The following is a 12,816-nucleotide window of genomic DNA, read 5'->3' on the forward strand; positions in this document are numbered from 1 at the left end:
ACCCGCCCTCGCGTACGACAATCATCGAAGGAGCACGATGGCCGCTGTCAACCTGGTCGGACTGGATATCGGCACGGTGTCCATCCGCGCGGCGGAGACCGGCAACAGCAAGGACGGGCCCGTCGTCAACAACTTCGGGCACATCCTGCTGCCGCCGGGGGTCGTGCAGAACGGCGCCGTCCAGGACGAGGCCGCCGTCACCACCGCGCTCAAGCAACTGTGGGCCACGTTCAGGTTCCGCGGCCGCAAGGTCGCGCTCGGCGTCACCCATCAGCAGGTGGTGGTCCGTGAGACGACGGTCGCGAACCTGCCGGCCAAGGAGATGCGCAAGGCGCTGCCGTTCCAGGTCCGCGACGCGCTCCCCCTGCCGCCGGAGCGGTCGCTCATCGACTTCTACCCGCTCGAGGACCCCGGCGCCGCCGACACGGTGCGCGGCCTGCTGATCGCCGCCCCGAAGGAGCCGGTACTGGCCGCGGTCCGGGCCATCGAGGCCGCGAAGCTCCGCGTCGTACGGGTCGACCTGGCCTCGTTCGCGCTGCTGCGCGCCGCGTCGCGGCTCGACGAGCAGGTGGAGGCGCTGGTCGACATCGGCGCCCACGCGACGAGCGTGGTCGTGCACCACGACGGGGAACCGCTGATCGTGCGCACGATCCCGCGGGGCGGCAACGAGGTCACCAAGACCGTCGCCGATCGGCTCGACATCCCGTTCGAGCGGGCGGAGGAGCTCAAGTGCCGGGTGGGACTGCGCTCCGACGCCGACGCGGCGAGCGTCGCCGCGCTCAAGGACTCCGTGCGTCCGCTCATCAACGAGATCGGCAATTCCTTCGCGTATCTCACCGCCGGCGGCCGTCAGGCCCGGGTCAGCCGCCTGGCGCTGTCCGGCGGCGGTTCGATGCTGCCCGGCCTGCTGGAGGCGCTGCGCGACCAGCTCGGCGTCGAGGTCATCGCCGTCGATCCGGTGATGCGCCTGCGGGCCCTGCGCCGGGTCCGGCACGGCAGCCTCGAACAGGTCCGGGCGTCCGCCGCCGTGTCGGTGGGCCTGACCCTGGGAGCGAACACATGACCGCCCCGAGCGACCCGCACGGCCGGGGAGCCGGCGACTGGCAGGACGGGTCGCAGCGCCGGCTCACCGGTATCGTGCTGCCCTCGTTCGACGACCCCGGCGCCGACTTCGACGAGCTCGAACACCGCTCCGGCCGGGACACCCGGCCGGAGGCGACGGACGAAGCCCACAGCGTGCCGGTCGTGCCGTCCGGGCCGCCCCCGTCGTGGCCGCCGCTGCCGGAGGACACCGCCGCGCAGGAGCGCGATCCGGAGCAGGCGAAGCGCGAGTTCCCCCGCTACATCCACGGCGAGTTCGTCCTCCCGGCCGGCACCCCGCGGCAGGAGCCCGCCCTCGACCCGTTCGTCATGCCCCTGGCCGCCCCGGCGACGGAAGCACCACCGGCGGCCGTCGTGACCCCGGTGCCCCCCGAGATCGCCGACGCCCCCACCCGGCCCATCCCGGCGGTGCCGCCCGCCTCCGACGAACCGGCGGACCGGCCCACGGCACCTCACGTCCACAGAGGATCCGGACCGCAGACGCAGCCGGCCCGACCCCGGCTCACGCAACCCCGCCCCACCCCGGCCGAACCCACCCACGCCGAACCCACCCAGCCGCGGAGGGCCGGCCCGTGGAACGGTGTGCCGCACCCCGCGTTCCCGGATGCGACAGCCCGGACGTTCCGCATCCTGCCCATCGCCGCCGACCTGCTGCCGCTGGAGATCTCCGAGACGCGCCGCGTCCGCCGGGTCCGCCGGTTCGTCGTCTCCGGCGTCGCCCTGGTCACCGCGCTGGTGCTGGCCTGGTACGGCTCGGCGGCCTACGAGACCGGCCGGGCCCAGCGGGACCTCGACAGCGCCACGGACACCACGCTCAGCCTGACCCGCCAGCAGAACGCCTACAACGAGCAGGTCAAGACCCGCGCCCGGTCCATGCGGATCACCAACCAGCTCAAGGTGGTCCTGGCCCGGGACCTGTCCTGGTCGGCGCTGCTCACCTCGTTGCAGCAGGCCGCACCGAAGGGCGTGAAGATCACCGGGGTCACCGGCTCGCTGTCGGCGGACAGCGAGACCCGGTCGCCGGGCGGTGCCGTCGGCCTCATCACGCTCACCGGCACCGCCCCGACGAAGACCGCCGTCGCGTCCTACGTGGACACCCTCGGTGGCGTGGAGGGCATCGCGAACCCGTTCCCGACCGACGCGACGCAGGAGGACGACGTGGTGGCGTTCACCGTCCGCATGGACATCACCGGGGCCGCGCTCGGCGGGCGGTACACGACGCCGTCGGCGGCTCCCAGCGCCTCGGGAGGCAACTGATGCGAAGCGACCGCCTCTGGCAGCTCGGCGGCGCCCTGTGCGCGGCCGCGATCGTGGCGTTCGGCTGGTTCTTCTTCATCAACCCGAAGTACCAGGAGGCCGCCGACATCCGGGCCCGCGTCGACGACACCGGCGTCCAGGTCGCCGTCCAGCGGCAGAAGCTGGCCCAACTGCGCAAGGACAACGAGCACCTCGGGGAGTACCAGGCCCAGCTCGCCGCCGACCTCGCCGCGCTGCCGGAGACCGACTCGGTGTCGTCGCTGCTGCGGGAGTTGCAGGCCGCGGGTGAGCTGGCCGGCGTGACGGTGAGCGGCGTGACGGTCGGCAACGCGGTCGCCATGAAGACGGCCGGTGCGACGGTGCACGCGCTGCCGGTGAGCCTGTCGGTGGTCGGCCCCAGCGGGAAGATCAACCCGTTCCTCGACCAGTTGCAGAAGGTACAGCCGCGGGCGGTGCTCATCAGCAGCGTCAACCTCGCGCCCAGCACCGCCGACGGCGCCGGCGACCGTACCAACGTGACCGTCAACCTGCACGCGTTCTACGCCCCGACCGAGTAGCAGGCCGTCATGACCCCGCGCCCCAAGGACGACACAGGCTTCAGCCTGGTCGAGACCCTCGCCTCGATCGCGATCATCGGGGTCGTCATGACGGCGCTGACGACCTTCTTCGTGTCCACGACGAACACGCTGAACAAGGAGCGCGGCCTGCAGATGGCGGTGCGGCTCGCCCATGACGGCGTCGAGCTGGTCAAGTCGCTGCCGGGCGCCACCGTCGTCGCGGGCCGCAGCCGCAAGGACGTCGCGAACCAGCTCAAGAACGACACGATCCCGTCGCTCGACCTCGCTGCGCTCAACGCCACGATGCGGCCGGCCTACGACACGACCCTGGCCGCGACCGCGAGCAGCGTGAACCCGGTCCTGCCGATCGTGCCCGAGCGGATGAAGGTCAACGACACGTCGTTCGAGCGGCACTGGCTCGTCGGCGCGTGCACGATGCCGCTCGGCGGCGGGGACTGCGGTGTCGCGGCGATCGCCGACCCGTTGCGCTACTACCGGGTCGTCGTGGCGGTCACCTGGCAGAACACGCGGGCGTGCGCGGGCGGCCGGTGCTCGTACGTCACCCAGACCCTGGTCTCCGCGTCCTCGACGGATCCGGTGTTCAACCCGAGCGTCACGGTGGCGCCGCCGCTGCCCGACAACCCGGGTAACCAGGCCAGTGACGTCGGCGTGGCGATCGACCCGGTGAAGCTCTCCGCGACGACGTCGTACCCGCCGATCACGTGGACGGCGGACAATCTGCCGCCGGGCCTGTCGATGAGCGACGCCGGGCTCATCAGCGGCACCCCGAAGATCCCCGGCGTGTACGTGGTGCGGGTGAACGTGCAGGACGCGAGCAGCGCCAACGACGCCTCGTTCAACTGGGTGGTGAACGCGCTGCCGACGCTCGCGCCGCCGGACCAGACGTGGGACGCGGGCTCGGCGGTGTCCTACCAGGTGCCGGTCGTCGGCGGAACGGCCCCGTTCACCTGGACGGCGAAGGGCCTGCCGGACGGCCTGTCGATCGACCCGGTGACGGGTGTCGTCACCGGGTCGAGCAAGGTCAGCGGCCCGGCGGCGGTGGCGACGGTCGACGTGACGGTCACCGACAAGTACCAGCGGTCCGCGAAGGCGTCGTTCAAGTGGAACGTGAAGGCCGCGGTGCTCTCCCCGAACCGTTCGGTCCCGATCGCGCTGAACCAGGGTGAGGCCTACTCCGGTTCGGTCGTCGGGGGCGGCGGCTCCGGCAGCTACACCTGGTCGGCGACGAACCTGCCGGACGGGCTCACGATCTCCGGCGCCGGTCTGGTGACCGGCACGGTGAACGGTTCGACGCGGTACCTCGTGACGATCGGCATCAGGGACAGCCTGGGCGCGACGAACTCGATGCTGGTCCCGGTCGACGTGACGGTGAAGGGCACCGGTCTGCGGGTCACCGCGCCGTCGACGGCGTCCGCGGACCGGACGAACGCCAAGGGCACCGCGATCACGACGGTGACGGCGCAGGCCGGTGGCGGCGCCGGGACGTACCGGTGGACGCAGACGGGCCTGCCGCCGGGCGTCTCGCTGAACGCGACCACCGGGGCGATGACCGGCACCCCGACCACGGCCGGCACCTACATCGTGACGCTCGTCGTCACCGACAAGGCGAAGACGTCTTCCATCTTCATGTTCGTCTGGACGATCACATGAGCATCCCGAACATCCTGGCCAGGCTGCGGCGGCGGGCCGGGGCCGGCGCGGACGACGACCGCGGCGTGACGCTCGCCGAGATGGCCGTCACCACCGGCATCCTGTCCGCTGTCATGGCCATCTTCACCACGGGGGTGGTGCAGCTATTCCGGGCCGGCAACAACAACCAGATGGTGGCGCTGACCCAGGCGGAGCTGAACACGGCGTTCCTGCGGCTGGACCGCGAGCTGCGCTACGCCGCGGGGATCGGGCCGGTCCACCCTACCGGGGGCGGGGGCGGCTCCGTCGAATACGTCAACACCGAGACGGCGACCGGCGTCCCGGAGTGCGCGCAACTGCACCTGGACGCGGCCGGCGGGACGCTGCGCCGGCAGGTGTGGCCGCAGGGGACGAAGCCGCAGCACCGCTGGACGGTACTGGCGAGCGAGGTCGACGTCGCGAAGAGCTCGTTCACACTGCCGCCGCTGACCGAGAACACCGGCTTCCAGCGGCTGCGGATCAAGCTGGTGGTGACGACGCCGGGGCTGGGCCGCACCGTGGCGACCACGGACATCACGTTCACCGCCCTGAACAGCACACGGGGCACCGACCCCGCCACCGTCTGCCCGGAAGCGAGGACGTGATGCGGCGCATCATCCGGCTGTTCCGCCGCGACGACCGCGGCTCGCTGCCGCTCGCGATGCTGCTCACGCTGGTGGGGACGTCGTTGAGCACGCTCATGGTGCCGATCGTCATCACCCAGGTGCGGGACACCGCGAGGACGGTCGAGCGGGCGAAGGCGCTGCACGCCGCGCAGTCCGGGATCGACGTCGTCATCGGCGGCATCCGGGCCTCGGGCGGCTCCATCGCCAAGCTGATGTGCTTCCCGGCCGACGATCCGCTGCTGGGCGTCGTCGGCGGCGGGCTGCCGGGCCGGTACCGGGTGTCGGTGCGGTTCCAGGACGTGGCGAAGACGGACTTGCCGTGCGTGACGCGGGTGTCGCGCCTGCTGTCGGTGCCGTCGTTCGCGGTCATCACGTCGACCGGCACGGTCCAGGGCACCCCCGGTGCCGAGTTCCTGCCGGCGACGTCGCGGACGCTGACCGCGACCTACGTGTTCCGTTTCACCAACGAGAACATCGAGGGCGGGCTGGTGCGATTCCTCGGCGGCTCCTACTGCCTCGACGCGGGCTCCGGCTCTCCGGCGGTCGGCACCATCGTCACCACCCAGCCGTGCAGCGCGGGCAGTTCGCGGCAGACCTTCGCGTACACGAAGAGTCTCACCCTGCGACTGGTGTCGTCGAGGACGGCGGCGAACCCGCACGGTATGTGCCTCGACTCCGGCCCGGACCCGGTGCCGGGCACGCTCGTCCAGTTCCGGGTGTGCGGCTCCCCGACGATCCCGTACCACCAGCGGTGGAGCATCAACGACAGCTCCAAGTTCCAGGGCACGAAGGCGGACGGGAGCACCCTGAGTGATCTGTGCTTCCACGCGAAGGCCGGCAACACCGCGGGTGCGTTCGTCGAACTGTCGGCCTGCGGCGGCGCGGCGGACAACACCCGGGTGTTCGCCCCGGAGGCGTCGGTGGGTGCCGGCGCGGCCGGTCCCCCGGCGCAGCTCGTCAACTTCAAGCAGTTCGGCCGCTGCGTCGACGTGACGAACTTCAACGTCACGCTCGGCTTCCTCATCGTGTGGCCGTGCAAGCAGGCGCCGAACCCGGTGAACGTCGGCTGGAACCAGCGCTGGACGGTCCCGTCCGAAAGCACCGGGATCGGCACGGTCAGCGGGCGGATCACCACCTCCGACGGCAGGACGACGTACTGCCTGACGACCGCGGAACCGGACGCCGCGTCGAAGTTCGTGACGGTGGCGGCGTGCCCGACCGGCACCGACGACGCGACCCGCTGGGCGGTCTCGTACCAGGAGCAGAGCTACGGGACGAGCTACGTCATCAAGGACCACAACGGCCGCTGCCTCAGCCCGACGAACCTCGACGACAAGACCCTGCCCGCGAACGACGTCTTCAAGGGCACCACCACGGTCAGCAAGCTCATCACGGCGCCGTGCGACGGCTCGAAGCTGCAGAAGTGGAACGCACCGGCGAACATCGAAGATCCTTCACCCCTGAAGAACATCGGGGAGGACTGACCTTCACCTAGGGGATGTCCTGACCCGGGCGGGGCCGGGAGATCAGGGTGAAGTCGGTGCATCGCCTGGATGGCATCGAGGCGGGCCGGGACGAAGCTGAACGCCATGACCATCACCTGGGAGGAGCCGAAGGCCGCGACCGGGCCGGCACCGGTCGCACTGGGCCGGCAGGTCGCCATCGTGACCGCGGCCGTGGCCGCCTACTTCCTCGTCCGCGGCGCCACCGAGGCGGCGACGGGTCGCGCGCTGGACAACGCGTACTCCATCGTGGACTTCGAGCGTTCCGTCGGGCTGTTCCACGAGTCGTGGCTGCAGCGGACGTTCGCCGGGGCACCGGAAGTGGCGACGTTCTTCAACTGGATCTACATCTGGGGCCACTGGCCGGTCATCGTGGTGACCCTGATCTGGCTGGCGCGCAGCCATCCCGCGATCTACTACCGCACCCGCAACGCGATGCTGCTGTCCGGCGGCGTCGGCCTGGTCGTGTTCACGCTGTTCCCGGTGGCCCCGCCACGCCTCGCCGCGCTGGGCATGGTCGACACGGTGACGGCGACCTCCGACGCCTACCGGGTGCTGCAGCCGACGATGTTCACCAACCAGTACGCGGCGATGCCGAGCCTGCACGTCGGCTGGGACCTGCTGATCGGCCTGGCCATCGTGGTCGCCGCCCGGCGGCCGCTGCTGAAGGCGGTCGGCGCGGCCCTGCCGGTCCTGATGGTCGCGGCGGTGGTCCTGACCGCCAACCACTACATCGTCGACGCGATCGCCGGCGCCGCTCTCACCACGCTGTGCTGGTTGTTCTTCACGGCCCGGCAGCGCATCCCGTCGCCGCGCGGTTATGCCGGCTGGGACGGGATGCGGGTGCGGTAGCCGGACACCGGCAACTCGCGGCGCCCACCCCGCCGAGCGCATACGCTGCACACATGGACCATCTCGCCGCGGAACCGCTCGAGGTCGAGCGCACGGGGTTTCCGGCGGACGTGATCCCGCTGCAGTATCAGGCGCTGCTGCTGACCGACGAGCGCCGGATGGACGCCTTCCAGCGGGCGATCGTTCACGCTGTCCGGCCGGGTATGCGGGTCCTCGACCTGGGCGCCGGGACCGGCGTGCTGTCGTTCTTCGCCGCGAGTCAGGGCGCGACGGTGACGGCGGTCGAGCGGGAGCCACGGGTGTTCGCCACGGCCCGGGCCGCGCTGCGGGCCGCCGTCGGCGACGCGGTGCGCGTCCTGCACGCCGACGCCCGCGACTACCTGCCGGAGGAGCCGGTCGACGTGGTGCTGTGCGAGATGCTCCACGTCGGCCTGCTCCGCGAACGGCAGCTCGAAGTGATCAACAGCTTCAAGCGCCGGTACCTGAGGCATGTCGGCGGCCCGCTCCCCCGGTTCCTGCCGGAGGCGTGCGTCCAGGCGGCCCAGCCGGTCGAGCAGGACTTCACGTACTGTGGCTATACCGTGCCGGCACCGGTCTTCCAGTTGCCGGACAGCATCCAGCCGCGCACGGTCGAGGCGGCGCCGCCGCAGGTGTTCCAGCAGTTCTTCTACCAGGACCCGCTGCCCGGCCGGTGCGGCGCCGACCTGCGGTTCGTGGCCGAGCGCCCGGCGACGGTCAACGCGGCGCGGATCGTCACCAAGAATCTGCTGGCGCTCACGTACGAGCCGCCCGGCAGCATCGACTGGACGATGAACTATCTCGTGGTGCCGCTGCGCGAGCCTGTCGAGGTGCTGGCCGGCGACGAGGTGCGGCTCCGGTTCGACTACTGCCCGGGCGACGAGATCCCGGCCCTCACCGACTCGCTGGAGGTCAACGTCCTCGCGCCCGCCGGGTAGATTTCGGGGATGCGACGCAGGCTCGCGCTCGCCGGTGTCATCGCCGGGACCCTCCCCTGGGTCGTCATGATCCTCGTGCCGACGTCGCGGGAGCGCCGGGTCAACCTCGACCCGGTCCAGGGCCTGACGGACGTGCTCACCGGTGACCCGCGGGCGGCGGTCGTCCAGATGGGCGGCAACCTGGCGGTGTTCGCGGCGTTCGGCGCGCTCGGCCCGCTCCGGTGGCGGCTCAGCGCCTGGACGGTCACCGGCCTCGCCGCGCTCGGCTCGCTGATCCTGGAGTCGTTGCAGTACGTGCTGTGCCTCGGCCGTGTCTCGGCTGTCGACGACGTCATCGTCAACGCGCTGGGTGCGGGACTGGCGGCGCTGCTGACCCGCCGCTGGTGGCTGCGGAACGCGGAACGCGACGCGCCCGGCCCGTCGCGCTCAGCGCCGGCGCGGCCGCATACGTCGCTCAGCCGGTCAGTTCGTCGACGATGCGCTGCGCCGTGGTGGCGTGTTTCGCGTAGGCGCTCGCGAACGCGGACCGCTGGACGGCCTGGGCCGCGTTCGTGACGCTCATCTGCTGCCAGCCGTTGACCTTGAGCAGCCGGTTGTAGAACTTCGCCGACGCGAACGCCGGGTCCATCAACTGCTCGGGTGTGCCCCAGATGCTGACCCGTTGCTGGAAGATGCCCACCGAGTCGTAGTCGGTGCCGGTCCCGTCGTGTGGCAGCCTCATCGAGGCCGGCACCTTCGGGTTGGCGAGGTTGCGCAGGTAGGACTCCTGCAACGCGGTCGCGATCGCCACCACCATGGCCCGCTCGGGTAGCTGCATCTGCCGGGCCACCTCGATGACGATGAACGCGTTGTTCGTCTGCGCCTGGTTCAGCCCGGCGACCGGCTTGGGCACCAGCGACGCGCCCGGCGCGGAGGCGACCAGGACCCCCCGGGCCGCGTTGGCCCCGCTGTGGGTCTCGTAGAACTTCGCGGCGTCGAAGGAGGTGTCGTCCGCGACCGGGGCTGAACCCTCGGGAAAGATCGCCCAGGAAACACCGACACTGATCAATGAGGCGACCAGGCTGACCACCGCCAGGAGCGCCAGCCTGCTGATGTGCAGACGGTGTCCGGCGGTGCGCCTGCGCCGAGAGGTGGCGCCACGCACCGCGACAGCTTACGAACGTGGCGCCCGTACCGAAAGACGGGATCCCTCTCTCACCTCATTGTTTGAACAAAACCTAAGAAACGGCGATCAGCCCACGTCGCTTGAGTAGTGGCTCGATCAACGGATCGCGACCACGGAACGCGCGATAGACCTGCATCGAATCCGCGCTGCCACCCTTCGACAACAGCCCCTCGCGGAACGTGTCGCCGAGCTCGCGCCGCAGCCCGCCCTCCTCGACGAGCCAGTCGACGGTGTCGGCGTCGAGCACCTCGCTCCAGATGTAGGAGTAGTAGCCGGCGCTGTACGCGGCGCCGCTGAAGATGTGCGCGAAGTACGGCGTGCGGTATCGCGGCGGCACGAACGGCACCGCGACCCCGGCCCGCTCCAGCGCGGCCGCCTCGAACTCGCGCACGTCGATCGGCTGGTCGCCCATCGCGTCGAGGTCGTCGACGGTCAGCGTGTGCCAGGCGAGGTCGAGCAGCGACGCCGCGAGATACTCGGTCGTCGCGAAGCCCTCGTTGAACTGCTTCGCGGCCTGGAGCCGGTCGACGATCTCCTGTGGCAGCCGGTCACCGGTCTCGTGGTGGACCGCGTAGTTCTCCAGCACCTCCGGCCAGAGCATCCACACCTCGTTGACCTGCGACGGGTACTCGACGAAGTCCCGCGGCACCCGTGTGCCGGCGAACTTCGGGAAGTACACCTGCGAGAACAGGGTGTGCAGGGCGTGCCCGAACTCGTGGAACAGCGTGCGGACCTCGTCGAGCGTCAGCAGGGTCGGCTCGCCCTCCGGAGCCCGGTTGATGTTGAGGTTGTTCACGACGACCGGCGCGGTGCCGAACAGCCGCGACTGGGGCACGAGCGCGTTGGCCCAGGCGCCGCCGCGCTTCGAGGTGCGGGTGAAGAAGTCGCCGATGAAGAGGCCGAGGGGGCTGCCGTCATCGTCGAGGACCTCGAAGACCCGCGCGTCGGGATGGTAGGCGGGCAGGTCGGGCCGTTCCTCGAAGCGCAGCCCGTAGAGCTTGCCGGCGGCGAAGAAGACCCCGTCCCACAGGACGCGCTCCAGCTCGAAGTACGGCCGCAGCTCGGTCTCGTCGATCGCATACCGCTCCCGGCGCACCCGCTCGGTGTAGTACGCCCAGTCCCACGGTTCGAGCGTGATCTCCGGGCCGATGGCGGCCTGGAGGTCCTCAGCCTCGGTCTGCGCGTTGGCGACCGCCGCCGGGGCGAGCTTGGCCAGCATCTCCTCGACGGCCCGCACGGTCCGCGCGGTGTTGTCGGAGATCTGGTAGGCGGCGTGGTGCTCGAACCCGAGCAGCCGGGCGCGCTCGGCCCGCAGCCGGACGATCCGCCGCACCAGGTCGGTGGTGTCGTGCTCGTCGCCGCGGCCGCCCCGGGTCACGGAGGCGGTGTGCAGGCGTTTCCGCAGGTCCCGGTTGTGCAGGGAGGCGAGAGCCGGCTGCGCGGTCGGCAGGATCAGGTTGAGCACGTAGCCCCGCTCCAGGCCGCGGTCGCGGGCCGCCTGCTCGGCGGCGGCGATCGCGTCGTCGGACAGCCCGTCGAGGTCCGCGACGTCGTCGACGACCACCGCGCTGGCCTTCATCTCGTCGCGCACCTTGTTGCCGAAGTCGGTGGCGAGGCCGGCCAGCGCCGCGTTGAGCTCGCGCAGCCGCACGTGCTCCTCGTCGGAGAGCCGGGCACCGGCGCGCACGAACTCGGTGTGGTAGCGCTCCAGCAGCCAGCTCGACTCGGCGTCGAGGCCGAGCGACTCACGCTGGTCGTAGAGCGTCTGGATCCGCTGGTACAGGCTGCGGTCGAGCATGATCGCGTCGCTGTGCGCCGACAGCAGCGGCACGACGGTGCTTTCGATCTCCTGGAGCTCGGGGCTGGTGTCGGAGCTGGTCACGTTGAAAAACGCGGCCGAGACGCGCTGGAGGATCCGTCCGGAGCGCTCGAGGGCCACGAGGGTGTTCTCGAACGTCGGCGGCTCGGGGTCGGCGGCGATCGCGTCGGCCTCGGCGCGCTGCTCGGCCATGCCCCGCTCGAATGCGGGCAGGTAGTGCCCGATCTCGATGCGGTCGAACGGCGGGAGCTGGTAGGGAAGTTCGCTGGGGACGGCGAACGGGTTTTCTGCGGGGAACGGGTTGTCCGTGGTCACCTCAACGACTGTATCGGCCGGGACGCCGCGCCACCGGCCCCTACTCGTTCTGGCAGTGTCCCACGCACCCGCCGGATGGATACGGTGACGCCGTGTACGGGTATGTGATCGCAGACGTGTTCACGGAAACCGCGCTGGCGGGCAACCCGCTCGCCGTCGTGCTCGACGCGACCGGGCTCTCCGCCGGGCGCATGCAACGCATCGCCCGCGAGATGAACCTGTCGGAGACGACCTTCGTGCTGCCCCCGGCCGCCGGCGGCGACGTCCGGGTGCGGATCTTCACGCCGATCGGCGAGCTGCCGTTCGCCGGCCATCCCACGTTCGGCACGGCGGTGGTCCTCGCCGAGACCGGGCACCCCGGCACGCACGGCGAGGAGCTGCGGATGGAGACGGGGATGGGGGTCGTGCCGTTCCGGCTGCACCGCGGGCGGCACGGCGGCCGGCGGGTCTGGGGCGCGCGGATGCTCCAGCCGATCCCGGTGTGGGAGCCGTACGACCGGGCGGACGAGCTGCTCGACGCGCTCGACGTGCCCGTGTCGACGCTCCCGGTCGAGGTGTACCGCAACGGCCCGCGCCATGTGTTCGTCGGCCTCGACGGCGAGGCGGCGCTGGCGGGCCTGCGGGTCGACCTGCGCGCCCTGGCGACCCACCCGGACCTGGCCGCGAACTGCTTCGCCCCGACCGGCGACCCGGCGGTGTGGCGGACCCGGATGTTCTCGCCGGCCTACGGCGTGACGGAGGACGCGGGCACCGGTTCCGCGGCCGGCCCGCTGGCGCTGCACCTCGCCCGCCACGGCCGGGTGCCGCTCGGCACCCGGATCACGGTCCGCCAGGGCGTCGAGATGGGCCGCCCGTCGACCATCCACGCCCGCGTGGACGGCACCCTCGACCGGGCCGGCGGGATCGAGCGGATCGAGGTTTCCGGCACCGCGGTGGTCGTGGCGGCGGGAAGGCTCTACGTCTAGGCCAACTCGTGG

12 protein-coding genes are annotated in these 12,816 nt (G+C 71.2%); 10 read left to right on the plus strand and 2 right to left on the minus strand.

Going from position 1 to position 12,816, the window contains the following annotated elements:
* Window positions 1-37: 37 nt before the first annotated feature.
* From pilM to Drose_RS30990, 9 genes are all read left to right on the plus strand, one after another.
* Window positions 38-1,063, plus strand: coding sequence for a pilus assembly protein PilM (gene pilM / locus Drose_RS30950; RefSeq protein WP_260724805.1), 1,026 nt, complete (start codon window positions 38-40; stop codon window positions 1,061-1,063).
* On the plus strand, window positions 1,060-2,358 hold the full coding sequence (locus Drose_RS30955; RefSeq protein WP_260724806.1) for a PilN domain-containing protein: 1,299 nt from the start codon (window positions 1,060-1,062) through the stop codon (window positions 2,356-2,358). Before pilM ends, Drose_RS30955 begins: the two co-directional genes overlap by 4 nt.
* Window positions 2,358-2,915: a type 4a pilus biogenesis protein PilO gene (gene pilO / locus Drose_RS30960; protein WP_260724807.1), complete on the plus strand. Its 558-nt coding sequence runs from the start codon at window positions 2,358-2,360 to the stop codon at window positions 2,913-2,915. The genes Drose_RS30955 and pilO overlap by 1 nt, the downstream gene beginning before the upstream one ends.
* Before the next feature lie 9 nt (window positions 2,916-2,924).
* Entirely contained in the window at window positions 2,925-4,586 is a 1,662-nt protein-coding gene (locus tag Drose_RS30965; RefSeq protein WP_260724808.1) for a type IV pilus modification PilV family protein, read from the plus strand.
* Window positions 4,583-5,209: a hypothetical protein gene (locus tag Drose_RS30970; protein ID WP_260724809.1), complete on the plus strand. Its 627-nt coding sequence runs from the start codon at window positions 4,583-4,585 to the stop codon at window positions 5,207-5,209. Before Drose_RS30965 ends, Drose_RS30970 begins: the two co-directional genes overlap by 4 nt.
* Window positions 5,209-6,714 carry a ricin-type beta-trefoil lectin domain protein gene (locus tag Drose_RS30975; protein WP_260724810.1) on the plus strand — a complete coding sequence of 502 codons (1,506 nt, stop codon included), beginning with the start codon at window positions 5,209-5,211 and terminating at the stop codon, window positions 6,712-6,714. The genes Drose_RS30970 and Drose_RS30975 overlap by 1 nt, the downstream gene beginning before the upstream one ends.
* 105 nt (window positions 6,715-6,819) lie before the next feature.
* Window positions 6,820-7,584: a phosphatase PAP2 family protein gene (locus tag Drose_RS30980; RefSeq protein ID WP_260724811.1), complete on the plus strand. Its 765-nt coding sequence runs from the start codon at window positions 6,820-6,822 to the stop codon at window positions 7,582-7,584.
* A 53-nt stretch (window positions 7,585-7,637) separates the two neighbouring features.
* A complete protein-coding gene (locus Drose_RS30985; RefSeq protein ID WP_260724812.1) occupies window positions 7,638-8,540 on the plus strand; it encodes a methyltransferase domain-containing protein in 903 nt (300 codons plus the stop codon).
* A gap of 9 nt (window positions 8,541-8,549) precedes the next feature.
* The gene (locus Drose_RS30990; protein WP_260724813.1) at window positions 8,550-9,095 is read left to right on the plus strand and encodes a VanZ family protein; all 546 of its coding nucleotides are present in this window, start codon (window positions 8,550-8,552) and stop codon (window positions 9,093-9,095) included.
* Here the strand turns inward: Drose_RS30990 and Drose_RS30995 are convergent.
* Complete coding sequence (locus tag Drose_RS30995) at window positions 8,995-9,684, minus strand: hypothetical protein (protein WP_260724814.1); 690 nt, start codon at window positions 9,682-9,684, stop codon at window positions 8,995-8,997. The genes Drose_RS30990 and Drose_RS30995 overlap by 101 nt on opposite strands.
* Window positions 9,685-9,757: 73 nt before the next feature.
* Window positions 9,758-11,839: a M3 family metallopeptidase gene (locus tag Drose_RS31000; protein WP_260724815.1), complete on the minus strand. Its 2,082-nt coding sequence runs from the start codon at window positions 11,837-11,839 to the stop codon at window positions 9,758-9,760.
* A gap of 92 nt (window positions 11,840-11,931) precedes the next feature.
* On the opposite strand from Drose_RS31000, the gene Drose_RS31005 reads away from it, so the two are divergent.
* Complete coding sequence (locus tag Drose_RS31005) at window positions 11,932-12,804, plus strand: PhzF family phenazine biosynthesis protein (protein ID WP_260724816.1); 873 nt, start codon at window positions 11,932-11,934, stop codon at window positions 12,802-12,804.
* Window positions 12,805-12,816: the final 12 nt, after the last annotated feature.

Source organism: Dactylosporangium roseum (assembly GCF_025264685.1).
Classification (GTDB): domain Bacteria; phylum Actinomycetota; class Actinomycetes; order Mycobacteriales; family Micromonosporaceae; genus Dactylosporangium; species Dactylosporangium roseum.

What these genes read in the sequence shown, in the direction of transcription:
- Drose_RS30965 (WP_260724808.1), top strand. Translation starts at nt 2,925, where the DNA reads ATGACCCCGCGCCCCAAGGACGACACAGGCTTCAGCCTGGTCGAGACC.
- pilM (WP_260724805.1), top strand. Translation starts at nt 38, where the DNA reads ATGGCCGCTGTCAACCTGGTCGGACTGGATATCGGCACGGTGTCCATC.
- Drose_RS30975 (WP_260724810.1), top strand. Translation starts at nt 5,209, where the DNA reads ATGCGGCGCATCATCCGGCTGTTCCGCCGCGACGACCGCGGCTCGCTG.
- Drose_RS30985 (WP_260724812.1), top strand. Translation starts at nt 7,638, where the DNA reads ATGGACCATCTCGCCGCGGAACCGCTCGAGGTCGAGCGCACGGGGTTT.
- Drose_RS30980 (WP_260724811.1), top strand. Translation starts at nt 6,820, where the DNA reads ATGACCATCACCTGGGAGGAGCCGAAGGCCGCGACCGGGCCGGCACCG.
- Drose_RS30955 (WP_260724806.1), top strand. Translation starts at nt 1,060, where the DNA reads ATGACCGCCCCGAGCGACCCGCACGGCCGGGGAGCCGGCGACTGGCAG.
- Drose_RS30990 (WP_260724813.1), top strand. Translation starts at nt 8,550, where the DNA reads ATGCGACGCAGGCTCGCGCTCGCCGGTGTCATCGCCGGGACCCTCCCC.
- pilO (WP_260724807.1), top strand. Translation starts at nt 2,358, where the DNA reads ATGCGAAGCGACCGCCTCTGGCAGCTCGGCGGCGCCCTGTGCGCGGCC.
- Drose_RS30970 (WP_260724809.1), top strand. Translation starts at nt 4,583, where the DNA reads ATGAGCATCCCGAACATCCTGGCCAGGCTGCGGCGGCGGGCCGGGGCC.